The 23853-nt window shown below is 67.0% G+C and carries 23 protein-coding genes; 16 read left to right on the forward strand and 7 right to left on the reverse strand.

Annotation, left to right across the window (positions count from 1 at the left end):
- The first annotated feature begins 99 nt into the window (after window positions 1-99).
- From ACVCMI_RS08030 to ACVCMI_RS08040, 3 genes are read left to right on the forward strand one after another with little or no spacing between them, the layout of a single operon-like run.
- Window positions 100-642 (forward strand): GNAT family N-acetyltransferase, encoded by a 543-nt coding sequence (locus ACVCMI_RS08030; RefSeq protein WP_395117573.1) that lies wholly within the window; start codon window positions 100-102, stop codon window positions 640-642.
- On the forward strand, window positions 639-1145 hold the full coding sequence (locus ACVCMI_RS08035; RefSeq protein WP_447099214.1) for a hypothetical protein: 507 nt from the start codon (window positions 639-641) through the stop codon (window positions 1143-1145). The genes ACVCMI_RS08030 and ACVCMI_RS08035 overlap by 4 nt, the downstream gene beginning before the upstream one ends.
- 39 nt (window positions 1146-1184) lie before the next feature.
- Window positions 1185-3455 (forward strand): thiamine pyrophosphate-dependent enzyme, encoded by a 2271-nt coding sequence (locus ACVCMI_RS08040; RefSeq protein ID WP_447099213.1) that lies wholly within the window; start codon window positions 1185-1187, stop codon window positions 3453-3455.
- Between the two features lie 346 nt (window positions 3456-3801).
- Here the strand turns inward: ACVCMI_RS08040 and ACVCMI_RS08045 are convergent, their stop codons facing one another.
- The 3 genes from ACVCMI_RS08045 to ACVCMI_RS08055 all read right to left on the reverse strand — a co-directional run bounded on the left by ACVCMI_RS08045 (window position 3802) and on the right by ACVCMI_RS08055 (window position 10100).
- Entirely contained in the window at window positions 3802-5562 is a 1761-nt protein-coding gene (locus ACVCMI_RS08045; protein WP_447099212.1) for a diguanylate cyclase, read from the reverse strand.
- Window positions 5563-5919: 357 nt separating this feature from the next.
- On the reverse strand, window positions 5920-9408 hold the full coding sequence (gene mfd, locus ACVCMI_RS08050) for a transcription-repair coupling factor (RefSeq protein ID WP_447099471.1): 3489 nt from the start codon (window positions 9406-9408) through the stop codon (window positions 5920-5922).
- Between the two features lie 89 nt (window positions 9409-9497).
- The gene (locus ACVCMI_RS08055; protein WP_395117581.1) at window positions 9498-10100 is read right to left on the reverse strand and encodes a GNAT family N-acetyltransferase; all 603 of its coding nucleotides are present in this window, start codon (window positions 10098-10100) and stop codon (window positions 9498-9500) included.
- 199 nt (window positions 10101-10299) lie between these two features.
- Here ACVCMI_RS08055 and ACVCMI_RS08060 point away from each other — a divergent pair, with 199 nt between their 5' ends.
- Window positions 10300-10701, forward strand: a complete 402-nt coding sequence (locus tag ACVCMI_RS08060) for an MmcQ/YjbR family DNA-binding protein (protein ID WP_447099211.1) — start codon at window positions 10300-10302, stop codon at window positions 10699-10701.
- Entirely contained in the window at window positions 10698-11099 is a 402-nt protein-coding gene (locus ACVCMI_RS08065; RefSeq protein ID WP_447099210.1) for a VOC family protein, read from the forward strand. Before ACVCMI_RS08060 ends, ACVCMI_RS08065 begins: the two co-directional genes overlap by 4 nt.
- Before the next feature lie 124 nt (window positions 11100-11223).
- On the opposite strand, the gene ACVCMI_RS08070 is transcribed toward ACVCMI_RS08065, so the two are convergent.
- Window positions 11224-11763 carry a DUF2058 domain-containing protein gene (locus ACVCMI_RS08070; RefSeq protein ID WP_447099209.1) on the reverse strand — a complete coding sequence of 180 codons (540 nt, stop codon included), beginning with the start codon at window positions 11761-11763 and terminating at the stop codon, window positions 11224-11226.
- Window positions 11764-12095: 332 nt separating this feature from the next.
- Here ACVCMI_RS08070 and ACVCMI_RS08075 point away from each other — a divergent pair, with 332 nt between their 5' ends.
- From ACVCMI_RS08075 to ACVCMI_RS08090, 4 genes are all read left to right on the forward strand, one after another.
- Window positions 12096-12515: a GntR family transcriptional regulator gene (locus ACVCMI_RS08075; RefSeq protein WP_447099208.1), complete on the forward strand. Its 420-nt coding sequence runs from the start codon at window positions 12096-12098 to the stop codon at window positions 12513-12515.
- Window positions 12512-13396: an ATP-binding cassette domain-containing protein gene (locus ACVCMI_RS08080; protein ID WP_447099207.1), complete on the forward strand. Its 885-nt coding sequence runs from the start codon at window positions 12512-12514 to the stop codon at window positions 13394-13396. The genes ACVCMI_RS08075 and ACVCMI_RS08080 overlap by 4 nt, the downstream gene beginning before the upstream one ends.
- Window positions 13393-14079, forward strand: coding sequence for an ABC-2 transporter permease (locus tag ACVCMI_RS08085; protein ID WP_447099206.1), 687 nt, complete (start codon window positions 13393-13395; stop codon window positions 14077-14079). The genes ACVCMI_RS08080 and ACVCMI_RS08085 overlap by 4 nt, the downstream gene beginning before the upstream one ends.
- Before the next feature lie 94 nt (window positions 14080-14173).
- On the forward strand, window positions 14174-15358 hold the full coding sequence (locus tag ACVCMI_RS08090) for an acyltransferase family protein (RefSeq protein ID WP_447099205.1): 1185 nt from the start codon (window positions 14174-14176) through the stop codon (window positions 15356-15358).
- A gap of 57 nt (window positions 15359-15415) precedes the next feature.
- Here ACVCMI_RS08090 and ACVCMI_RS08095 read toward each other — a convergent pair whose 3' ends face one another.
- From ACVCMI_RS08095 to ACVCMI_RS08105, 3 genes are all read right to left on the reverse strand, one after another.
- Window positions 15416-16315, reverse strand: a complete 900-nt coding sequence (locus tag ACVCMI_RS08095; protein ID WP_447099204.1) for a cation diffusion facilitator family transporter — start codon at window positions 16313-16315, stop codon at window positions 15416-15418.
- Window positions 16316-16446: 131 nt separating this feature from the next.
- Window positions 16447-16962, reverse strand: coding sequence for a Slp family lipoprotein (locus ACVCMI_RS08100; RefSeq protein ID WP_447099203.1), 516 nt, complete (start codon window positions 16960-16962; stop codon window positions 16447-16449).
- Between the two features lie 39 nt (window positions 16963-17001).
- Window positions 17002-17916: a 23S rRNA (adenine(2030)-N(6))-methyltransferase RlmJ gene (locus ACVCMI_RS08105; protein WP_395117607.1), complete on the reverse strand. Its 915-nt coding sequence runs from the start codon at window positions 17914-17916 to the stop codon at window positions 17002-17004.
- 163 nt (window positions 17917-18079) lie between these two features.
- Between ACVCMI_RS08105 and ACVCMI_RS08110 the strand changes: the two genes are divergently transcribed.
- The 7 genes from ACVCMI_RS08110 to ACVCMI_RS08140 all read left to right on the forward strand — a co-directional run bounded on the left by ACVCMI_RS08110 (window position 18080) and on the right by ACVCMI_RS08140 (window position 23840).
- On the forward strand, window positions 18080-18415 hold the full coding sequence (locus ACVCMI_RS08110) for a hypothetical protein (RefSeq protein ID WP_395117609.1): 336 nt from the start codon (window positions 18080-18082) through the stop codon (window positions 18413-18415).
- A gap of 147 nt (window positions 18416-18562) precedes the next feature.
- Window positions 18563-18910 carry a hypothetical protein gene (locus tag ACVCMI_RS08115; RefSeq protein WP_447099470.1) on the forward strand — a complete coding sequence of 116 codons (348 nt, stop codon included), beginning with the start codon at window positions 18563-18565 and terminating at the stop codon, window positions 18908-18910.
- 103 nt (window positions 18911-19013) lie between these two features.
- Complete coding sequence (locus tag ACVCMI_RS08120) at window positions 19014-20759, forward strand: copper resistance system multicopper oxidase (RefSeq protein WP_447099202.1); 1746 nt, start codon at window positions 19014-19016, stop codon at window positions 20757-20759.
- Entirely contained in the window at window positions 20756-21778 is a 1023-nt protein-coding gene (locus ACVCMI_RS08125; RefSeq protein ID WP_395117613.1) for a copper resistance protein B, read from the forward strand. The genes ACVCMI_RS08120 and ACVCMI_RS08125 overlap by 4 nt, the downstream gene beginning before the upstream one ends.
- A gap of 9 nt (window positions 21779-21787) precedes the next feature.
- The gene (locus tag ACVCMI_RS08130) at window positions 21788-22879 is read left to right on the forward strand and encodes a c-type cytochrome (RefSeq protein WP_395117615.1); all 1092 of its coding nucleotides are present in this window, start codon (window positions 21788-21790) and stop codon (window positions 22877-22879) included.
- A 2-nt stretch (window positions 22880-22881) separates the two neighbouring features.
- The gene (locus tag ACVCMI_RS08135; protein ID WP_395117617.1) at window positions 22882-23334 is read left to right on the forward strand and encodes a DUF411 domain-containing protein; all 453 of its coding nucleotides are present in this window, start codon (window positions 22882-22884) and stop codon (window positions 23332-23334) included.
- A gap of 137 nt (window positions 23335-23471) precedes the next feature.
- Window positions 23472-23840 carry a hypothetical protein gene (locus ACVCMI_RS08140; RefSeq protein WP_447099201.1) on the forward strand — a complete coding sequence of 123 codons (369 nt, stop codon included), beginning with the start codon at window positions 23472-23474 and terminating at the stop codon, window positions 23838-23840.
- Window positions 23841-23853 lie beyond the last annotated feature (13 nt).

A 23853-nucleotide genomic window follows, 5' to 3' on the forward strand; every position in this document is an offset into this window, starting at 1 on the left:
TGCCGGAAACACTGGATGACCAGCTTCGCTGTGGTGAAGCTTCTCCGGCGTTCGCCGGAGTGACGGCGCCAGGCATCGCCGCTTAGGCCGGAGTGTTGTATGGGTTGGCAAGACATCCGCATTGAAACCGATCGCCTCATCCTCCGCCCGACCCGGCCGGAGGATTTCGAGGGCTGGGCGACGCTGATGGCCGACGCGGAGAACGCACGCCACATCGGTGGCCCGCAGCCACGGGCAGTGGCGTGGCGCGGCTTCCTGTCCATGGCGGGGGCCTGGGCGATGCAGGGCTTCGGCATGTTTTCGGTGATCGAGAAAAGCAGCGGCCGATGGATCGGACGGCTCGGGCCGTGGTGTCCGGAAGGCTGGCCCGGCACCGAAGTGGGCTGGGGCTTGTTGCGCGATGCCTGGGGCAAGGGTTATGCGACGGAAGGTTCGGTGGCGGCGATCGACTGGGCCTTTGCCCAGTTGGGCTGGACCGAGGTGATCCACACCATTGCGCCGGACAACCTTGCATCGCAAAGCGTCGCGCGCCGACTCGGCTCAAGCCTGATCGGTCCCGGCCGCCTGCCCGAACCGTTCCAGGATCTGCCGGTGGAGATCTGGGGGCAGAGTCGCGAAGCCTGGGAACGCCGCCGCGCATGAGCCATCTCTCGCCCGCGCTGTATGCCACCCTGGCCGACGTGGTGCCCGATCTGCACGTGCACTGCGCCGATCCGTGGTGCCTGATCGGCAGCGTCGCGGCGTTGGTGCTTGGTGCCGAGGTCAGCGTGGCCGACGTGGACGTGCTGACCTCGCGCGCCGATGCGGACACGCTGATGCAGGTGTGGGCGCAGCAGCGCGAACCCGCATTCACGCCACCGGATGGCGACCGCTTCCGCTCGCATTTCGCCCGCTTCCGTTTTCCCGGCGCGCCGGTCGAGGTGATGGGCGGGCTTGAACTCCACCTCGACGGTCGCTGGCAGCCAGTGGCGCCGGGCAAGCTGGTGCTCGCCGGCGTGAACGGCCTCGCCGTGCCGGTACCGTGCATCGACGACCAGATCCGCCTGCTCGAAAGTTTCGGTCGCGAGAAGGATCTGCGGCGCGCCGCCGTGCTGCGCGCGCTGCGGGTACCGGCTTTCCCCTTGCCTGTTGTTTCATCCCGCTGAGCGACTCCGTTGTCGCCGGCCACCACTGACGAATCCGCCATGACCGCCATTCCGTTTGCCATCAGTTCCCGCCACAAGGGCTTCAACCGCGCCGAAGTGGTCGACCAGAACTTCATCGAGTTCGTGCAGCTGTGGCGCGGCGACGTGCATGCCGCACCGCGTGACGGCGAGGCGGTGCTGCCGGGCAGCGCGCTGGATGCACGCGGGTTCCGCGAGCTGTTCGAATCGCAGCTGATCTCGCGCCACCTCGACCTGATGGCGCGCGTGCTGCGCGTGCAGAACAAGGTGTTCTACACCATCGGTTCGTCCGGCCACGAAGGCAACGCGATGGTGGCGCGGCTGACCCGCCACACCGATCCGGCCTTCCTGCATTACCGCTCCGGCGGTTTCATGGCCGAGCGCTTCCGCAAGATTCCGGGGATGGACCCGGTGATGGATTCGGCGCTGTCCTTCGCCGCCAGCAAGGACGACCCGGCTTCCGGCGGCCGCCACAAGGTGTGGGGCAGCAAGCCGCTGTGGGTGCTGCCGCAGACCTCGACGATCGCCTCGCACCTGCCCAAGGCGCTGGGCACTGCGGTGGCGATCGAGCAGGCGCGGCGGATCGGCCACCAGCTGCCGATTCCCGACGACAGCATCGCCATCTGCTCGTTCGGCGATGCCTCCAGCAACCATGCCACTGCGCAGACCGCGTTCAACACCGCGGCGTGGACGGCGTACCAGAAACTGCCGGCGCCGGTGCTGTTCGTGTGCGAGGACAACGGCATCGGCATCTCGGTGAAGACGCCGAGCGGCTGGATTGCGGCCAACTACCAGCATCGTGCCAATCTCGACTACTTCTTCGCGAACGGCCTGGACCTCGCCGAAGGCTACGCCCAGGTGCAGCGTGCGGTGGAGCATTGCCGCGGCACGCGCCGGCCGACCTTCCTGCACCTCAAGACCACCCGCGTGATGGGCCACGCCGGCACCGATTTCGAGATCGAGTGGCGCTCGATCGAGGAGCTGTTCGCGGTGGAGGCGACCGACCCGCTGCTGCGCTCGGCCGGCATCGCGCTGGCGTCCGGCCTGTATTCGAAGGATGAATTGCTGAACCTGTACGAGGCCACCCGCAGGCGCTGCTTCGCCGCTGCCGAGGACGCGGATTCGCGCCATCGGCTGACCTCGCTGGAGGACGTGATGGCCCCGCTGGCGCCGTACACGCCGGCCGCGGTGAAGGCCGAGGCCACGCGTGCCGACTACGCGCAGAAGCGCCTGGCCGTATTCGGCGGCGAGGCGAAGCTGCCGGAGAAACTGCCGCCGCGGCACCTGGCGATCCAGATCGGCCAGGCCCTGCACGACTTGCTGGCGAAGTATCCCGAGGCGCTGCTGTTCGGCGAGGACGTGGCGCAGAAGGGCGGCGTGTACACCGTCACCAAGGGCCTCAACAAGACCTTCAAGGGCAGCCGCGTGTTCAACACGCTGCTCGATGAAACGATGATCCTGGGCCTGGCCCAGGGCTACGCGAACATGGGCATGCTGCCGCTGCCGGAGATCCAGTACCTGGCGTACTTCCACAACGCCTGCGACCAGATCCGCGGTGAGGCGGCGTCACTGCAGTTCTTCTCCAACGGCCAGTACCGCAACCCGATGGTGATGCGGGTCGCGTCGCTGGGCTACCAGAAGGGCTTCGGCGGCCATTTCCACAACGACAACTCGATCACCGCGCTGCGCGATATTCCGGGCCTGGTGGTGGGCTGCCCCAGCCGTGGCGACGACGCAGCAATGATGCTGCGCACGCTGATGGCATTGGCGAAAGTGGACGGCCGCGTGTGCGCCTTCCTCGAACCGATCGCGCTGTACATGACCAAGGACCTGTACGAGGCCGGCGACGGCCAGTGGCAGTTCGACTATCCGGCGCCGGACCAGGCGATGACGCTGGGCGAGGGCCGCATCTACAACGACGCGGCGAACGACCTGGTGGTATTTACCTTCGGCAACGGCGTGCCGATGGCGCTGCGCGCCGCGCGCACGATCGAAGCGGAACTGAAGTGGAAGGTACGCGTGGTCGACCTGCGCTGGCTGGCGCCGCTCAACGACGCCTTCATCGCGGCGCAGGCGAAGACCGCCAAACGCATCCTGGTGCTGGACGAAGGCCGCAAGAGCGCCGGCGTGGGCGAGGGCGTGATCACCGCGATCGTCGAAGGCGGCTGCGGCGCCACTCCGATCAAGCGCGTGGTCGGCGCCGACACCTTCACCCCGCTGGCCGGGGCGGCGCTGCTGGTGCTTCCGGGCGAGGCCGACGTGGTGGCGGCAGCGCACGCGCTCGTCGGCTAGGCATGCTCTGACCACGTCTTTGCCCGTCGTTCCCGCGAGGCGCGTTTCAACAGTCGAAGGGCTGGTCGAGCTTGTCGCTGTCCGGCATCGTACCGTCACGCCGCTGGGTCAAGTACGGCAGGATCGGTGGCCGTGACCGGGCATCGAAGCCATCGCCTCCCGCAGGAGCCCACTCGCGGGCGATGCCGTTGGGGCCGGGATCGGGATTTGTAAGAGCCAACGCATCGCCCGCGCGCGGGCTCCCGCGACCGTCGGCCGCGAGTGGGCCAGGATCGTGACTGGACAACCGCACGCCTCCGCCGGGGTGACGACTTGTTCGGACCTTCGCTGGCTGGCGCACCGCGCTTCAGCGATCCTCGCGCCGCGTCTCCACCACGCGCAGGCGCTTTTCGCCGGCGGCGTGCGCGGAGCGGTTCGCGAATTCGTCCATGCACACGCGATTGCGGCCGCGCAGCTTGGCGCGATACATCGCCTGGTCGGCGCGGTCGATCAGCAATTCGAGCGTGTCGCCGCGCTGGCGCATGGCCACGCCGATGCTGACGCTGAGCAGTTGCTGCTCGTCGCGCACCGGAATCTCCAGCCGGTGCACGCGGCGGCAAAGGCGGGTGGCCACCTGCATCGCCTCCTGCGCGTCGATGCCGTCGAGCATTGCCACGAATTCCTCGCCGCCGTAGCGGCCGAACAGGTCGCCCGGCCGCAGTTCCGCGCTGAGCGTGGTGGCCACCGCCACCAGCGCGCGGTCGCCGGTGTTGTGGCCGTGGTGGTCGTTGAGCTGCTTGAAGTGATCCAGGTCGAGGAACAGCACGGCGATCGAAGGCGCCTGGCTGCTGGCCAGCAGCGCTTCGGCACGCTCGGTCCAGGCACGGCGGTTGAGCAGGCGGGTGAGCGCGTCGTGGTCGGCCAGCACCTGCACCACGTCGCGATCCTGGCGCAGTTGCAGCGCGCGATCGGCCAGGCCCAGCGACAGCACCATCGCCTCGAAGGCGCCGCCGGCGAGGCTGAGATCGTTGAGCCAGTCGATGCGGGGCAGGGCGCCGTTGACCTGGGCGCTGGTCAGCGCGGTCAGCAGCAGCAACGGCGTCCAGCCGGCGAGGAAAAACCAGGCCTGGCGCGAGCCGCGCAGCGCGGCGATTGCCCCGGCCACCAGCAACAGCAGCGCGCCGATCATCAGCAACGGGTTGAGCAGGGCCTGGGCCATCGAGACCAGCAACGGGATGCCGCTGCAGCGCATCAGCACCAGCTGGATCATGCCCACGGCCACGGCGATCACCGGCACCTGCAGCAGCCGGGCATGGCGGCGCAGGTCGCAGAACCGCATCATAAACAGCGAGGCGAACGTCACCGACAAGGCCACCGCCACTGCGCCGACCATGGTGCTGGAGTCGACCAGCCATTGCCAGCGCAGCGGATGGAACACGAAACCGGTCTGCATGCCCTGGATCAGGGCGTAGCAGACGATGTAGCCGGCATACCAGGCGTAGGTGATGTCGCGCAGCATCAGCGAGAAGAACAACGCCATCATCACCATCGCCAGCATCACCGCGAAGCAGATGCTGGCGAACACCAGCCATTGGGTGTCGCGCTGCAGATACTCGTCCCACGACAGGATGCGAAAGCGGATCGGCGCGCTGACGGTTTGCGTCGGTTCCACGCGCAGCAGGATCGGCGTGGATGCGGACAGGTCCGCCGGCACGCGCCATGCCAGCCGGCCGTGGCCGTGGCCGTGGGCGCTGAAATCGTTCATCGCCAATCGATGCACCCGGTCGCCGTGGAACACGCTGATCGCACCCATCGGCGCCGGGTACACGGTGAGCACGCGATCCTCGTTGTTCCACGGCGGCTGCGCCGCGATCACCACCCAGCTGCCCAGCTCGTTGCGCGGAAAGCGTTGCAGCATGGACGGGTCGAAACTCTTCATGCGGCCGGCGTGGTAGGCGTCCATCACGCCCTGTGGCGTGTCACCGGCGACAACTTCCTGCCAGGCCCCATTCAGCGGCATGCCGTCGGCATGGGCTGCGCCGATCCCGAGCAGCAGCAAGCCGAGCCCCAGCATCCATGCGCGGATGCGTTGGCGGTGGCGTGCTGAAAATGTGACCGGCTTCTCCACTCGGCTTTCCCTGTTCTGCGCGACTTGCGGGGGAGCACGCGCGCAGGGCTTTTCTGTGGCCCGTGAGTCGATTTGTCCGTGGATACTGGCCTGCAGGGGTGCAAAGAAGGCCAACCTCCAACGCTGCACGATGTAAAGCCAGGATGTCAAGCACGGGTCATGCCATGTCGTGGCTTGCCGGGAGAGGCGGCCGGCGGCGGCGGGGAGGGCGGGGCGATGCTCTGATGGTCCAGGAGAACGGCCTGCAGGGACCAAAGCGGACGCTTTGGGTCACTCCCGACACCCGGGGCCGGCAAGGTGATTCCGGCAGCCCGGTCGTGGCTTCCCTGCCGACGGAGGAGTCTGAGCTTGCCGCGCTCAGCGCGGGCGACGCGCGCCCAGCAGCGCCAGCACGTCCTGTGCGCTGCGGATGCGTTCGCTGGCGCCGGGCAGGTCCAGGATCACCTTCAGCTTGTCCTGGCCATCCAGTTTGTAGACGCGCGGCTGGGTCTGGATCAGCTTGATGATGGCCAGCGGATCGACCTCCGGCTTCTCGCGGAACACGATGCGGCCGCCGTTGGCGCCGAAGTCGAGTTTGCGAATGCCCAGTGGCGTGGCCATCAGTTTCAGGCTGGCTACGGCGAACAACTGCTTCGTCGGTTCGGGCAGCAGGCCGAAGCGGTCGATCATCTCCACCTGCAAGTCGCGCAGGTCATCCTCGCTGCGGGCGCTGGCGATGCGCTTGTACAGGGTCAGGCGCGTGTGCACGTCGCCGAGGTAATCGTCGGGAATCAGCGCGGGCAGGTGCAGTTCGACCTCGGTCTCGTGCTCGGAACTGAGATCGAAGTCCGGCACCTTGCCCGACTTCAGCGCGCGTACCGCGCGATCGAGCAGTTCGGTGTACAGGCCGAAACCGATTTCCTGGATCTGGCCGGACTGCTCGTCGCCGAGCAGCTCGCCGGCGCCCCGGATCTCCAGGTCGTGCGTGGCCAGGGTGAAGCCGGCGCCGAGTTCTTCCAGCGAGGCGAGGGCCTCCAGCCGTTTCTGCGCATCGGCGGTGATCGACTTGCGGTCGGGCACCACCAGATAGGCATAGGCGCGATGGTGCGAGCGACCGACGCGGCCGCGCAGCTGGTGCAGCTGGGCCAGGCCGAAGTGGTCGGCGCGGTCGATGATGATGGTGTTGGCGGTGGGGATGTCGATGCCGGTTTCGATGATGGTGGTGCACACCAGCACGTTGAAGCGCTGGCGGTGGAAATCCGCCATCACGCCTTCCAGCTCGCGCTCGGGCATCTGGCCGTGGGCGATGCGGATGCGCGCCTCGGGTACCAGCTCCTCAAGCTCGCGCACGGTGCGCTCGATGCTCTGCACCTCGTTGTGCAGGAAGTACACCTGGCCGCCGCGCGACAGCTCGCGCTGCAGCGCCTCGCGGATCGTCGCCGGGTCCCACGCAGAGATGAAGGTGCGCACGGCGCTACGGTGCGCCGGCGGGGTGGCGATCAGCGACAGGTCGCGCAGGCCGGCCATCGCCATGTTCAGCGTGCGCGGGATCGGCGTGGCGGTCATCGTCAGCAGGTCCACTTCGGCGCGAAGTTTCTTGAGCTGCTCCTTCTGGCGCACGCCGAAACGCTGCTCCTCGTCGACGATCACCAAACCCAGGTTCTTGAACTTGACGTCCGACTGCAGCAGCTTGTGCGTACCCACGATCACGTCGATCTGGCCGTCGGCGAGGCGCTTGAGCGCCTCGTTCACTTCCCTGGTCGACTTGAAGCGCGACAGCACGTCCACGCGCACCGGCCAGTCGGCGAAGCGGTCGGCGAAGTTGCGGTAGTGCTGCTGGGCGAGCAGGGTGGTCGGCACCAGCACGGCGACCTGCTTGCCGGCGGTGGCGGTGGCGAAGGCGGCGCGCAGCGCGACCTCGGTCTTGCCGAAGCCGACGTCGCCGCAGATCACCCGGTCCATCGCGCGCGGCGCGGCGAGATCGTCCAGCACCGCCTCGATCGCGCTTTCCTGGTCGGGAGTTTCTTCGAACGGGAAGCTGGAGCCGAATTCCTCCACCAGCTGACGGTCGATCGGCAACGACTCGCCGCCGCGCGCCTGTCGCTGCGCGTAGATCGCCAGCAGCTCGGCGGCGACGTCGCGCACCTTCTCCGCCGCCTTGCGGCGCGCGCGCTCCCACGCGTCGCCGCCCAGCGAGTGCAGCGGCGCCAGCTCCGGCGCGGTGCCGGAGTAGCGGCTGACCAGGCCGAGCTGCGAGACCGGCACGTACAATTTGTCGCCCTTGGCGTATTCGATGGTGAGGAACTCGCCGGCCATGCCGCCGACGTCCATCGACAGCAGCCCCTGGTAGCGGCCCACGCCGTGATCCACGTGCACGATCGGCGCGCCGACGGTGAGTTCGGTGAGATCGCGGATGATCGTGTCGGGATCGCGCGCCGTGCCACGCCGGCGTTTGCGCTCGCGCTCGTTGCGCACGCGCTCGCCGTAAAGCTCGCGCTCGGTGAGCACGGTCAACACCGGTTTGGTCAGTGCAAAGCCCTGCTCAAGCGGTGCGATGGTGATGGCGAAGCGCGGGAGGTTTTGTTCGTCATTCCGGCTTTCACCGGGGTGACGAGCGAGAAAGGCCGACCAGTCATCGACGTGCTCGGGTTTCAGCCCCGCGCTTGCCAGCGTATCGACCAGCGCCTCGCGCCGTCCCGCCGAATCCGCCGCGATCAGCACGCGGCCCGGGTAGCCGGCGAGGAAATGCCGCAGCGAGGTGGCCGGCTCCTCGCCCTTGCGATTCAGCGGCAGCTCCGGCGCCGGCTGGGTGCCGGTGTCGATGGCGTGCTCGTGGCCGGGCTCGACCACGTCCACGCGCAGGCGCTTGTTGAGCTGCTCGCGCAACTTGTCCGGCGGCAGGTACAGCTCGGCTGGCGGCAGTACCGGGCGCTCGATGTCATGCGCGCGCTGGTCGTAGCGCTCCAGTGTCTGTGCCCAGAACTGGTCGGCGGCTTCCCCGGCACCTTCGCCGAGCACGAACAGCGCGTCGTCGGCGAGGTAGTCGAACAGCGTGGAGGTCTGCCGGAAGAACAAGGGCAGGTAGTACTCGATGCCCCCGGGCGTGACGCCCTCCTTCATGTCCTGGTACAGCGGGCAGCGGCGCACGTCGATCGGGAAGCGCTCGCGCAGATTGGAGCGGAACTCCTTCGCCGCTTCCTCGGTGAGCGGAAACTCGCGGGCGGGCAACAACTCGACGCGTTCCACCTGCTGCTGCGAGCGCTGCGTCTCGGGATCGAAGCTGCGGATCGAGTCGACCTCGTCGTCGAACAACTCGATGCGGTACGGCTCGGCGGTGCCCATCGGAAAGATGTCCAGCAACGCGCCGCGCACCGCGAAGTCGCCCGGCTCGGCCACCTGCGGCACGTGGCGGTAACCGGACGCTTCCAGTCGGCGCTGCTCGGCGGCCAGGTCGAGCTGCTGACCCTTCGACATCACCAGGCCGGAGCCGGTGATGTGGGTACGCGGCGCGATCCGCTGCATCAGCGTGGCCACCGGCACCACCAGCACGCCGCGCTTGACGCCAGGCAGGCGATACAGCGTGGCGATGCGTTGCGAGACGATCTCCGGATGCGGACTGAACGCGTCGTAGGGCAACGTCTCCCAGTCCGGGAACTGCAGCACCGGCAGATCATCGGCAAAGATGCCCAGCTCCGCTTCCAGCGCCTGTGCGCGCTGGGTGTCGCGCGCCACCACCACCAGCAGGCCGTCATGCGTGCGCGCCGCCTCGGCCAGCAGCAAGGCGCGTGCCGAGCCGTGCGGCGGCAACCAGTAGCGGCGCTGCCTGGGTGTGGTGGGGAGGGGAGGATGCTTGATCGGGCTGGGCATAGCCGACAAGTGTAACGCGGCGCTCCAGTCGGGCCGTGCGGGGCGGGCACCGCCCGCCGCTCCCGATCATGGCGCCGTGACGAGTTGTCCTACAGTTTCAAGGTGATCAGCATGGTGCCCGGTTCGTCGGGAATCGCGCGCTGGGTGAAGCCGAGCTCCTTGCACAGTTGCAGCATCGGCCGGTTTTCCTGCAGCACGTAGCCCCACAGTTCGTACAGGCCACGGCGCCGGCAATCGTCGACCAGCCGCTGCATCAGCAGCGCGCCGAGGCCGATGCGGCTCCAGGCATGCTCCACCAGCACGGAGAACTCGGCCGTGTCGGTGGTATCGTCGACGTAGATGCGCCCCACGCCGCGCATCTCGGCCGGGTGGAGGGATTCGTCCATCAGCACGAAGGCGGTTTCGCGCGTCGGGTCGATCCGGCACAGTTGCTGCGCCATCGGCGTGGGCAGCTCGGACATCGCGTGCAGGAAGCGGCGACGGATCTCCTCCGGCGACAGGCGGGCGAAACAGCGCTGCATCGCCGCCACGTCACCCGGTTCGATCGCCCGCAGGGTGAGCTCCCGTTCGTCCTGCGTACGCACCTTCTCGCCGGCCGCCGGCGCGAGGGCCTTGCGGGCAAAGCGCAGGCTGCTTCGCGGTGGCAGCGAGGCATGCGGCGTGGGGGAGACGAAGTCGATCGCGGGAATCATGGGCGCTCCATACTTTTGCGTATTGTGTGCAATGCAGCATGATTATGCAACGGGCAACCGCCGACAGATCATGATGATGAGGTGAGCTTTGGCGTCACTTCCGGTCATTCATGTTGCGCCACAAGATGCGCCGCAGGACAAAGACAGCGCCTGCGCAACACCCCACAATGGATGCGGATTCCCCGGCGGAGCAGCCTGCATGACCAACCAGCCACCCCGCGGCATCACCGTGGCCCAATTGCAGCGGCTGTGCAGCCGCTGGCCCGGCGTAACGCGCGACATCAAGTGGGGCGACAACCTGGTGTTCAGCGTGGGCGACAAGATGTTCGCCATGACCCATGCCGATGGTCGCGAGGGCGGGCGCCTGGCGTTCAAGGTGGCGGACGAGCGATTCCTCGAACTCACCGACCTGCCCGGCATCATTCCGGCCCCGTACCTGGCGCGGATGCGCTGGGTGTCGGTCACCGAACCACGACGTTTCGCCACGGCGGAGCTGCAGGCGCTCATCCTCGACGCGTATACGCTGATCCGCGCCAGGCTCACGAAGAAACTGCAGTCCGGACTGGGCCCGCTGCCCGTGCTCAAGGCAGGCAAGCCATGAAGCAGCATCTCGGCGCACTTGCGCTGCTGGTCGCCGACTACGACGAGGCGATCGCCTGGTACACCCGCGCGCTCGGTTTCGAGCTGATCGAAGACACCGACATGGGTGGCGGCAAGCGCTGGGTGCTGCTGGCGCCGCCCGGTTCCGGCGAAACCCGCTTGCTGCTGGCCAAGGCGAAGGGTGACGAACAGACTTCCCGCATCGGCAACCAGACCGGCGGCCGCGTGTTCCTGCTGTTGCACACCGACGACTTCCAGCGCGACTGGCAGCGCATGCGCGCCGAAGGCGTGCACTTTCGCGAGGAGCCGCGGCATGAGGCCTACGGCACGGTGGCGGTGTTCGATGATCTGTACGGCAACGGCTGGGATCTGCTGGAACCGCGGCGTAACCCGCCGTAACCGTTCTCCGAGGCCACCCCCGTCCCTGCAGGAGCCCGCTGGCGGGCGATGCCTTGAAAGCCGGGATTCGGGAATTCGGGATTCGGGATTCGCAAAAGCAACTGCATCGCCCGCGAGCGGGCTCCTACCAGATCAAATCGTCCGGCACCTGGAACTGCTTGTAATAGTCGTCGTCCGCACCATTGCCGCTACCGGCTTCGCTACGCGCGTGATCAAGCACGATCGCTGTCGCATCACGCTCGTATACCTTGTCGGCCGCAACACGCGGCAGCAATTCATAACCCTGATCATGCCGCACGATCACCAGCGTGCCGCTGGCCAACTGCGCACGCAGCGCCTCGTTCACCAGCACATCCCTGATCGTGCCGCCATCGGTGAACCGATAGGCAATCTCGCCATCGCGCTTCACCTTGTGCGCCTCGACAATCTGGCGCACCTGCGCGTGCGCTTCGTTCTGCCGCAGCTGCGCATTGCGCTCCGCCGCCAGCGCACGATCGCGCTCGGCCTTCTCCGCCTGCAACCGCTCCACCTCCACCTGCTCGGCACTCGGTGCCGCCGGTCCCTTGCCCTTGTGCTTCTTCGCCTGCTCGCGCACGACCTGCGCCGCCTTGGCCTTGTTGACCAGACCGGCCTTGAGCAGTTGTTCTTGCAGGGGGTTGCGCATGAGGCAGAGGGATCCCGGGCAGAAGTGCTAAAGAGAATTGTAGCGTGTGACCGGTATGCGACCGTCGTCAGTTTGGGTGGCGTGTGCAACTCCTCGTCTTTACGCACCTAGCCGAAAAGTCTTCGCTTCCCCGATGCGGTCGATCTTTTGCCGCCCGATGTAATGCTCGGCATTTCGTTGCTTGAGCAGCCGCCCGAGCCATCCGTGCCACATGTCCATGAAAGGCGGAAATCCGCTCCGGATGTCTTCTGCCGATGGTTGTCCGATGGAGGCTTTCCTGCCGAGTGTCCCGATGGCTTTACGGCACAGAACTTGGTGGGTATACTGTGTATATGAAGTATGCACAGATCGACCCCGGACTGTTCCTGTCGGTCAGCGACAGCACGCCGATGTACCAGCAGATCGTCAACCAGATCACCACCAAGGTGATGGCTGGTGATTGGCCGGCGGGCCAGCCGTTGCCATCGATCCGGGAGTTGGCGAGTGCCAGCCGGGTCAGCGTGATCACGGTCAAGCGCGCCTATGCGGAGCTGGGCCAGGCCGGGGTGATCGTGACGCGACACGGCATGGGTTCGTTCGTGGCCGAATCGCGGGATTTGTCGACAACCTTGCTGCGTGCCGAGTTCACCAAGCACTTTGATGCCATGTTGGCCAGCGCCCGACGGCTTGGCCTATCCGCGGAAGATATCCGGCGACTGCTTGACGAGCAGGCCGACTGGTCCGCCGATTCCACTGAAGGATCCACACCATGACGACTGCATTCTCCCTGTCCGGAGTGACCAAACGCTACGAGAACTTCGCGCTCCGGGACATCGATCTCAGCATGCCCGAGGGGCAGGTCATGGGGCTGGTGGGAGTAAACGGCGCGGGCAAGACCACGTTGCTACGCATTCTCAGCGGGCTGGCACTGGCCGATGCGGGTGCGGTCGAGGTGCTTGGACATGCCATGCCGGCGCAACAAGTTGCCGCGAAGAAGGACTTGGGATTCGCGACGGAAGACATGCGCCTGTTCAAGACCCGGACCTTGCGCTGGCACATGGATTTCGTGCGTGCGATCTATCCGGGCTGGGACGAGGCGTACGCCACCGAGCTGCTTCGCCGCTTCGACCTGCGCGCGGAACAGACGATGACTGGGTATTCGCACGGGCAGCGCGTTAAAGCGCTGCTGATGCTCAATTTCGCCCGCCGGCCGAGGCTGCTGTTGCTCGATGAACCGACCACGGGCCTCGACCCGGTGGCGCGTGACGAGGTGCTGGAGGCGCTCGCCGATGTTCTTCGCGACGAAGCGCGCAGTGTGATCTTTTCCTCTCACAACACCAAGGACATCGAGCAGATGGCGGACACCATCACCTTCGTTCACGACGGCGCGCTGCTGGCGTCCAGGGAGAAGGAAGCATTCCTCGACGATTGGCGCCGGATCGTCTGCCTGGGAGCGTGGCTGCCGGACAAGATCGCGTGGCCCGAAATCGCCGCGGCGCGACAGAACGGTTCGATCCTGGAACTGAAGGTGCGCCAGTTCAGCGACGGATTGCTGAAACGCCTGCAGGCGAAGGGCGTGGAAATTCGCAGCACCGAGCCGATGAGCCTGGAAGATATTTTCGTCACCACCGTGCGCGCTGGAGGTGTGGCATGAATTTCTCGTCACTCAACCTGCCGGTGATCAAGCTCCTGGTGGCGAAGGACTGGCTCCTGTTCCAGAAACAACTCGCGGCCTGCGTGCTCGCCGGGATCGTGGCGCTGTGCCTGATCGGCATGGCCACCGGCTGGAGTTTCTATCTTGGCTCGCTGCTGCTGATCATCGTGCTGGTCTCTGCCTCGTGCTTCTCGATCTCCACCTCGTTGCTGGTCGAACGCAAGGAGCACACGCTGGCGTTCGTGATGAGCCTGCCGGTGACGCCGCTGGACTATTACCTGGCCAAGCTGGTCGGCAGCCTGGTCACGTTTCTCGTGCCGTTCTTGGTGATGCTCGCTGGAACGATGCTGGTGATCCTGTTCACACCGTTACCGGACGGGCTCGTCGTCTTGTCGTTGTTGATCTTCGGACACGTGCTGCTGGCGTACACCGCGTCGTTGAGCGTCGCCATGGCAGTCGAATCCGAGGGGTGGAACATTTTCGCCATGATCAGCAGCATGGTGCTGATCAATCCGTTCATCATGCTTCTGGGGCAGCTCCCGGCGATCAGCGACCACGTCAAGACCGACACCATCGTATTCGGCCCGGTCGTGGTGTCGATCCTGCTTGGCCAACTGGTGGTCGGCGTTGCGGTCCTCATCGCGACCGGCTGGGTGCATTGCCGAAAGAAATCGTTCTACTGAACTGATCCCCGTTCACGCTTAGCCCTTCGACAAGCTCAGGACAGGCGTAGCCCGCGCAGCGGGTGGAGTCGAAGCGCGGCCATGCACCATTCCGATGAATCCGTCCGACCTGTTCGGAGGTCTCGCCATGCACGACACAATGCGCTTTCATTACATGGACAACCTGCGCGCGCTGGCCATGTTGTCCGGGGTGGTTTTCCACGCCGCGCTGGCTTACAGCCCGCTCCTGCATCCGTATTTTCCCACGGCCGATCGCGCGCAATCGCCTGCCCTTGATTGGTGCATCTGGTTCCTGCACCTGTTTCGCATGCCGCTGTTCTTTCTGGTTGCGGGCTTCTTTGCGGCGATGCTCCTGCGCAAGCGTGGTATGTGCGGCATGTTCCTCAATCGCATGCGGCGCATCGCATTGCCGCTGGTGATCTTTTGCCCGCTGGTGCTCGCCGCGATGAGCTACAGCACGCTGCATGCGGCGGCGAGCGTGCAGAACCCGTCACCTGTGCTGGTGATGATCAAGCAGTTCTCGTTGATGGCGAACCCACCAGCACTGCCGCCCGGCACGGGCCACCTATGGTTCCTCTACTACCTGTTGTTCTTCTATGTCCTGATCTGGGCGGCGAAAAGCCTGGAGCTGGGGGAGGTCGGGAACCTGGTGCGTGGCCTGAACCCCGCGTGGCAGTTGGCGTTGTTACCCCTGTTGCTGGTGCCGGCGCTCGCCTCGGTGACCGCTCCGCATCCCGCACCAGAAAGCCTGTTTCCCAAGTTCTGGGCTTTCGGGTTCTATGGACCATTCTTCGCGTTCGGCTATCTGCTTTTCGGCCACGAGGCCCTGATCGAGCGCTTCCGCCGTTTCGCATCGTGGCTGCTGCTGGCAAGCCTGGGCCTGTACGGTGTGTTCTGGTATCTGCTCAAGCGGCACGTGCCCACCGCCGCGGAGCCGTCTGCGACGCTGCCCATCGCGGCAGTCGAAGCCTGCGTCAGCGTCTGGATGACCTGCGTTTGCCTCGTCGCCGGCCGATCGTTGCTGAATCGGGGCAACTGTCTGTTGCGCTACCTCTCCGACTCGTCTTATTGGGTCTATATCATCCATCTCCCGGTCCTGTTCGTCATTCAGTACCGACTGATGGACATGGAGGTGTGGTGGGGGGCGAAGTTTGCGATCTCCGTCATGGCAACGTTCGCACTTTGCCTGCTCAGCTATCACGCTCTGGTGCGCAAGACCGTTATCGGAAAACTTCTTGGCGTCCGACCACCGGTGGCGGGAGCAGCCACCGGGGGGTGATGGCGCGGGCGCTTGCGACGAACAACACGTTGTCACATGGCTTTCCCTCGCCGATATTCAATCCGCGTTGTCCGGCTCGAAGAAGCTCCAGCGCACGTCGCCGAACTCGGCCTTCATCGCGGCCTCGACGGTGTTGATGGCTTCGATGAGGTTGGCGGTGGGCTGCATGCGCGCCTTCACCGCCACCATCACGTCGGCGCCCATCTGCAGGGTGATCAGGTTGAGTACTTCGGCGACTTCGGGGCGGTTCCTCAGGAAGCCCATCAGCTCGTCACGGCGGCGCGGTTCCACGCCCTGGCCGATCAGCAGCGCCTTCACTTCGATCGCCACCAGCACGGCGACGACGATCAGGAGGGTGCCGATGGCGATGGTGCCGGCGGCGTCGAACATCAGGTTGCCGGTGAGCATGGTGGCGCCGATGGCGAGGGCGGCCAGGCAGAGGCCGACGAGGGCGGCCAGGTCTTCGCCGAAGATCACCAGCAGTTCGCTGGAGCGGGTTTGGCGAAACCACGTCCACAGATCCTGGTCACCGCGGGCCTTGTTCACTTCCTGCATGCAGCCGCGCATCGAGATGCCTTCGACCACGATGCCGAACACCAGCACGCCCATCGCCAGCCACGGCCACTTGAGCGGTTCGGGATTCGTGAGCTTGTGCACGCCCTCGTAGATCGAGAACATGCCGCCGACGCTGAACAACAGGATGGCGACGAGGAACGACCAGAAGTACAGCGCACGACCCCAGCCCAGCGGGAATTCGTCGGACGGTGGACGCTTGGCCTGGCGGATGCCGAGCAGAAGCAAACCCTGGTTGCCGCAGTCGGCCAGCGAGTGCACCGCCTCGGCCATCATCGCGCCGGAGCCGGTAACCACGGCGGCGACGAGCTTGGCCACGAAGATGGCGAAGTTCGCGCCCAGCGCGAGGAAAATGGCCTTGATCGGGTTGGCGTGGCTGGACATGCGCGGGCTCGGGCGGGAAACGGGCGGCCATTGTAATGGACGCCAGCCGGGCCTCTCCGCGAGATGGCGGCGGACGCCTGCTGCCTCCGCCGCGAGGCCGTGAGGCGGGGTGCCCGCCTCCGGACAGCGACTCAGCGGATGCCGACGCCCACGCCAAGCCCGAAGTGCACGTTGCTGCGACCCTTCTGCATTTCCTCGGCGGTCCAGACGTGGGACTGCGCCACGTCGACCAGCGGGAACAGGTAGTCAGCCTGGCCAACCTGGCCGCCGCGGGTGCCGTTGAGTTTGCCGTCGACGGTCATCAGCGCGCCGGCGGGGTAGTCGAGCGGTTCGACGTAGCCGCGCAGCACGGCGATGAAGCGGCCGTTTCCGCTGTCATTCGCCTTCGGCCGCTGCGAGGAATCCAGCGGGTAGGCCAGCAGCTCGATTTCGCTGTGGTCCTGGAAATTGTTGACGTGCACGATGCGCCCGCCCCAGATGACTTCGTTGCCGCTGTACTGCTCGGGCGTCTGCGCCACTTGCGCGGGGGTGGCGAGCACCGCGTTGCCGGTGGTCTTGTAGATCGGCGCGGGTGCGCAGGCGGCCAGCACGAGCAAGGCGGCGGGCAGGGCGAGCCGGATCAGCAGCGGGGCGGGGCGGTGGCGCATGGTCGTGGCTCCTGGGCGGACGCGAAAGACGGGGCCAGCTTAGCGACGGTTCGGCCTGGGCGGTAGTCGCGAGGCGGGCAGGGGGCTGGGCGTATTCAGCTGGCTGCCGGCCTCGTCCAGCAGCCAGTCGAGTTTTACCGTGGCCGGACGCTCGCGCGCCAGCAGGCCGGCCAGCACGCGCAGCGGTTCGCGCAGGGCATCGTCCAGTTTCCACGGCGCGTTGAGGATGACCATGCCTGAGCCGTTGAGGCGCAGCGGCGAATCGTCCGGGTGCACCAGCAGCTCGGCGCGCAGGACGCGTTTCACCCCGCTGTGCTGCAGGCGGCGCAGGAACGGCTGCACCTGGCTGCGCAGCTTGATCGGATACCACACCGCGTAGACGCCGGTGGGCCAGCGCTGCAGCGCCGGCTTCAGGGCCTGCTCGATCAGCTTGTACTCGGCGTCCTGCGCCTCGTAAGGCGGGTCGATCAGCACCAGGCCGCGCTTCTCCTGCGGCGGCACCAGCGCCTTCAGCGCCTCGTAGCCGTCGCGCTCGTGCACGTGCACCTGAGGGTTGCCGCGGAACAGGTCGCGCAGCTTGCATGCCGCCTCGGTATGCAGTTCGCACAACTGGGCGCTGTCGCCGGGGCGCAGCAGGCGGGCGACCTGCAGCGGCGAGCCGGGGTAGCGCTTCAGGCCTTGCGCGTTGTCGGCGCTGCCCAGGATGCCGTCGCGCCAACGACGCAGCAGCGGCGGCAGTTTCTCCGCCGGGTGCAGGCGCGCGATGCCGTCCTTGAACTCGCCGGTCTTGCCTGCCTCGAAACCGTCCAGCGGATAGTTGCCGCTGCCGGCATGGGTGTCGATGTAGCAAAACGGTGCGGGCTTGGCCTGCAGCGACTCGATCAGTGCCAGCAGCACGACGTGTTTCAGGACGTCGGCAAAATTGCCGGCGTGGTAGGCGTGGCGGTAGTTCATGGCGGTCACGGGAATGGGGACACCCAGTATAGAGGGCCGGTGCCGTGCTCCCCCGGCGCTACGTAACCTTTCCTGCACATGGGCCGGTGCAGGCTCCGCTTGTTGCAGCGTTGCAACCGGCCGGACGCGCGGCTCCGGCCGTCCACCTGCGCGGAGAATCATCATGAAGTTCCTGCCAAGAATCATGGTTTCGACGGCCGCTGTCGGCCTTTGCCTGGCATTCGGCACGGTCAGCGCCCAGGACACCGGAGGCATGGCGCCGGCACCGGCGTCGAGCAGCATGGGCCATATGGGCGGCATGCATCACAAGATGATGCGCCACAACAAGAACGGCAGCATGCACATGATGCCGGCCACGGTGAGGTCGGTGGATGCCAAGACCGGCATCGTCGAGGCGGACGCGGGAGGCATGTCGCTACGCGTGCACTTCCCGCCGGCTTCGGTGGCCAACCTGAAAGTCGGCGACAAGATCACGCTGCACATGGGCTATACCAAGTAGTTCGTCGGGTGACCGACGAACCATTACGGGCGCCGGACATGGGCCGATGGACCCATGTCCAGAGTTGAGACTGGCCGGCATCGACCCTATGCTGTGCCGATGAATCACCTGCTTCGCCATGCCGCACGCTTGCCGTCCCTCCGGGCGATGGCATGGTTGGCGTGGCTGATTCTCGCGCTGGCACCGGTGCATGGCATGCCGCGCGGGATGGCCGGCGACGCGCTGCGGGGCGCGCCGGCATCGTCCGTCGCGCACGCGGCCGATCATGGTCCGGATGCCATGCCGGTCGCGTCCGGCTGCTGCGCCGACCACGGCCTCGGCCAGCGCGACGCGATGACGTCGGCCCATTGCGCGGCGGCGTGCGGCAGCTTGCTGCAGGTGGCCACCCTGGCTGCTCTGGTGCCGGTGGCGCCGGAACCGCTGCACGTTTCCCCTCCCTTCGCGTCCGCGCCCAGCGTCGTGCACGCGCCACCGCTGCGGCCGCCAGCCGGCTGATCCTCGTTCGCTGCGACCGTGCCTGCATGCCCGCCTGGCGGCGAGCGTGGACGGCGGCCCGTGTCGGCACCGGCCATCGGTGCCTTCCCCGAAGGAGACCTGCGTGCATCCATTTCCCCCCTTGCCTGCGACCGACCTGTCGCGGCGACGTTTCGTGCAGGGCCTGGCCCTGGGCGGCGCGGCAGCCGGCCTTGGCCTGCTGCGGCCCGCGAACGCCTGGACGCTGACCAGCCCGGGACAGCCCACCGTGCTCAGCGGCACCGACTTTGCGCTGGACATCGTCGAGCGCACCATCAACTTCACCGGCGCGGCGCGGCCGGCGACCACCGTCAACGGAGGCGTGCCAGGTCCGTTGCTGCGCATGCGCGAAGGCACCACGGTGAACCTGCGCGTGAGCAACCGCCTGCGCGTGCCCACCTCGATCCACTGGCACGGCATCGTCCTGCCGTTCCGGATGGACGGCGTACCCGGCCTCAGCTTCGACGGCATCGCGCCGGGCGAGAGTTTTCTGTACCGGTTCCAGCTGCGCCAGAGCGGCACCTACTGGTACCACTCGCACTCGGGTTTCCAGGAGCAGAACGCGCTGTACGGTCCGCTGGTGATCGAACCGGCCGGCCCCGAGCGCTACCCCACGGATCGCGACTATGTGGTGATGCTCAACGACTGGACCGACGAGGACCCCGAGCGCATCTACGCCAAGCTGAAAAAGCAGAGCGACTACTACAACTTCGCGCAGCCCACCGTGCCGGACTTCTTCCGTGACGTGCGTGAAAAGGGCCTGAGCCAGGCGCTGGCCAAGCGCAGAATGTGGAACCAGATGCGGATGAATCCGACCGACCTCGGCGACGTCTCCGGCTACACCTACACCTACCTGATGAACGGCACGACGCCGGCCGGCAACTGGACCGGCATCTTCAGGCCCGGCGAAAAGATCCGGCTGCGTTTCATCAACGGTTCGTCGTCCAGCATCTTCGACGTGCGCATTCCCGGCCTGAAAATGACGGTGATCGCCGCCGACGGCCAGGACGTGCAACCGGTGGCGGTCGACGAATTCCGCATCTCGGCGGCCGAGACCTACGACGTCATCGTCGAGCCGCAGGAAGAGCGCGCGTACACGCTGTTCGCCCAGTCGATCGACCGCAGCGGCTATGCGCGCGGCACGCTGGCGCCGCGGCTTGGCATGTCCGCCGAAGTGCCGGCGCTGGACAGGCGCGTATGGCTGGACATGCGCGACATGATGGGCGCGATGTCGCACGCGGACCACGGCGGCGGCCACGCCGCGATGCCCGACATGGACCACGGCAGCATGGCCGGCATGGCCCCCGCGCCGGCCGTGCACCATGCCCGCAGCGAATACGGCCCCGGCGTGGACATGCATGTCGACACGCCGCGCACCAACCTCGACGATCCGGGCATCGGCCTGCGCGACAACGGCCGCCGCGTGCTGACCTACGCCGACCTGCACACCGTCGGCGGCCCGCTCGACGCGCGCGAACCCGGCCGCGAGATCGAACTGCACCTGACCGGAAACATGGAGCGCTTCATGTGGTCGTTCGACGGCATCAAGTACTCCGACGCCAAGCCGATCCATTTCAACACCGGCGAGCGCCTGCGCATCGTGCTGGTCAACGACACCATGATGAACCACCCGATCCACCTGCACGGCATGTGGAGCGAGCTGGAGAACCCGCACGGGCAGTTCCAGGTGCGCAAGCACACCATCAACGTGCAGCCGGCACAGCGGATCAGCTACGCGGTGACCGCCGACGCGCCGGGGCGCTGGGCCTACCACTGCCACCTGCTGTACCACATGGAGGCGGGCATGTTCCGCGAGGTGGTGGTGGCATGAGCACGAAGCGCCGCGATACCTCGATCGTTCCGCGCCGCGTGGCGTGGCTGGCCGCACTGCTGCTGGCCATGCCGCTGGCGGCGACGGCGCAGAGCGCGCCAGCCCCGGCCGGCAGCACGGCGCCGGTGGCGATGGACCATGGCCCGATGCACGGGATGGACCACGGCGGCATGCATCACGGCACGCCGCCGCCCGCGCCGGCGACATCCCCCCAGGTCATGCCCGACATGGATCACGCGTCGATGCCCGGCATGAGCCACGGCCAGGCGCATGGCGCGGGCGCGGGCATGCAACCGATGCAGGGCGGCTACGCACCGGCGGACGCACGCAGTGGCGATTATTCCGACGGCATCGCCGCCAGTCCCGCGCACGCCCTGCACATGCACGGCAGCACACCCGCCGGCATGCTGCTGATCGATCAGCTCGAAGCGTTCCACGGCCGCGACGGCAACGGTCAGTCGTGGGAAGCCTCAGGCTGGTACGGCAGCGACACGGACAAGCTGTGGCTGCGCAGCGAGGGCGAGCGCAGCGATGGCCGGATCGGCGATGGCGAGGTCGAGGCGCTATGGGATCACGCCGCGGCCGCGTTCTGGAGCACGCAGCTGGGCGTGCGCCATGACTTCGGCACCGGTCCGCAGCGAAGCTGGGCCGCGTTCGGCGTGCAGGGCCTGGCGCCGTACTGGTTCGAGATCCAGGCCACCGCCTACGTCGGGCCGTCCGGCCGCAGCGCGGCGCGCCTGCGGGCGGACTACGAGCTGCTGTTCACCCAGCGGCTGATCCTGCAGCCGGAGCTGGAGGTCAACCTGCACGGCAAGTCCGACCCGGCGCGCGGCATCGGCAGCGGCCTCACCGATGCCAGGCTGGGCTTGCGCCTGCGCTACGAGATCCGGCGCGAGTTCGCGCCGTATCTTGGCGTAGTCTGGACGCGCCGCTTCGGCACCACGGCCGATTTCGCCCGCGCCGATCATCAGGCAGTCTTCGACCGGCAGTGGGTCGCCGGCCTGCGCATCTGGTTCTGAGGAGAGCCCATGAAACGACTCATCATCACCGTCGTGATTCTCTGCGTCATCGCCGCCGCCGGTGTCGGCGCCTTCGTCTGGTCCGGCGTCTACAACGTCGGCGCCGACGACCACCACACCAGACCCGTCTACGCGCTGATGCAGACGCTGCGCGAGCGCTCGATCGAGCATCACGCAAAAGACATCGTGGTGCCGAATCTCGACGACCCGCAGCTGATCCTCAAGGGCGCCGGCCAGTACGCGGCGATGTGCACCGGTTGCCACCTGGCGCCGGGCATGGCCGAGAACGAGATGCGCCCGGGCCTGTACCCGCTGCCGCCCGAGCTGGCGAAATTCCGGCCCGATCCGCGCGAGGCGTTCTGGGTGATCAAGCATGGCGTCAAGATGAGCGCGATGCCGGCGTGGGGTGCCACCCATGACGACGCCACGATCTGGAGCATGGTGGCGTTCCTGCAGAAACTGCCCGACATGACGCCGGCGCAATATCAGGACATCGTGGCCCGGGCACCGCAGGACCACGACATGGATGAGGCGGGCGGCCACAGCCACAGCCATGGCGGCACCGCTGACGAGGATGCGCATGGCACGGCGGCGATGGAAGGCATGCCGATGGCCGGCGAAGCGGGGCACAGCCATGACGCGGCTGATGGCGATGTTCACGAACACGCCGCCGTGCCGACGGTCGAGGCGCCGCTGTCGATGGAAGGCATGACGCCGGGCGCAGTGCCGGCGGCCGAAACGGTGGCGCGGGCCTTCCAGGCCGCGTTGCAGCGTGGCGACCGCGAAGCCGTACTCGCACTGCTGGCGCCCGGGGTCCGCGTCAGCGAAGGCGGCCACACGCAGACACGCGACGAATACGCCGCCGGCCATCTGGGCGAGGACATCAAGTTCCTGAAGGCCGCGAAGCTCACGCCGGTCTCGTTCGGCTCGATGCCGATGGGCGACACCGCAATGGTCGGCAGCGAAAGCGGCGTCGAGGTCACGATCAAGGGCAGGCCGACCACGCTGCGCAGTCGCGAGATGCTCAAGCTCGGCAAGGACGGCGACAGCTGGAAGATCGTGTCCGTCCAGTGGCAAACCACCCCGACAACCGGAGAATGACGATGAAACGATGGTTTTCCCGCATGGGCATCAGTTTGCTGTTTGCCGTGCTGTTCGCGCCGGCGGCGTTGGCGGCGAATGCGTTCGACGTCTACCGCGACCCGTCCTGCGGCTGCTGCGGCGCCTGGGTCGATTACATGCGCGCGCAGGGCTACACCGTCACCGTGCACCAGGACCAGCCGATGGCGACGGTGAAGGCGCGCTTCGGCGTGCCGCCCGGTGCGGTGTCTTGCCATACCGCGGTGATCGAGGGCTACGTGGTCGAGGGGCACGTGCCGGTGGAGGACATCCGCCGCCTGCTCGCCGAGCGGCCGGACGCCATCGGCATCGCCGCGCCCGGTATGCCGATGGGCTCGCCCGGCATGGAGATGGGCGCGCCCGAGCGTTACGATGTAGTGCTGATCGGCCGCGACGGCTCGACCCGGGTGTATGCGACGCACGGCCTGGCTGCGTGAGCGCAGCTGGTCTCCCGATCGCGATCCGCCGACTTGATCCGCGTCAATGACCTGCCCGCTGCCGACACTACAGTGCCCGTGAGATGAAACCCGCCTTCCGCCTCCGTCCCGTCGCCCGTCGCCGCCTTGCGTGGCTGGTGGTCGTGCTGCTGCTGTGGCAGCAGGTGGCGGTGGCGGCGTATGCCTGCGTCGCGGCACAGGCGGCGCCGGCCGCGGCCGCGCTGGCCGTGGCGGTGCACTCCTCGTCCATGGCAATGGCCGACGGCTGTGCGGACATGACGACACCGGTCGATCCGCTGTGCCGGCAGCATTGCCAGCCCGACCATGCCACCCAGGTCGATGCGCGCACCGCCTCGGTGCCGGCCAGCGCGTTGTCCGCGCTGCCGCCGGTGCTGCTGTCCGTGACGGCGGTGGCGTTGCCGTCCGAGCGGGCGTTGATTCGGCGCGAGCGTCTGCGAGCGCCGCCACCGATTCCCCGCTTGTTGTTCTGTTCGCTCCTGATTTGATCTGACCCGTCGC

The sequence above is a fragment of the Rhodanobacter sp. UC4448_H15 genome, assembly GCF_052978265.1.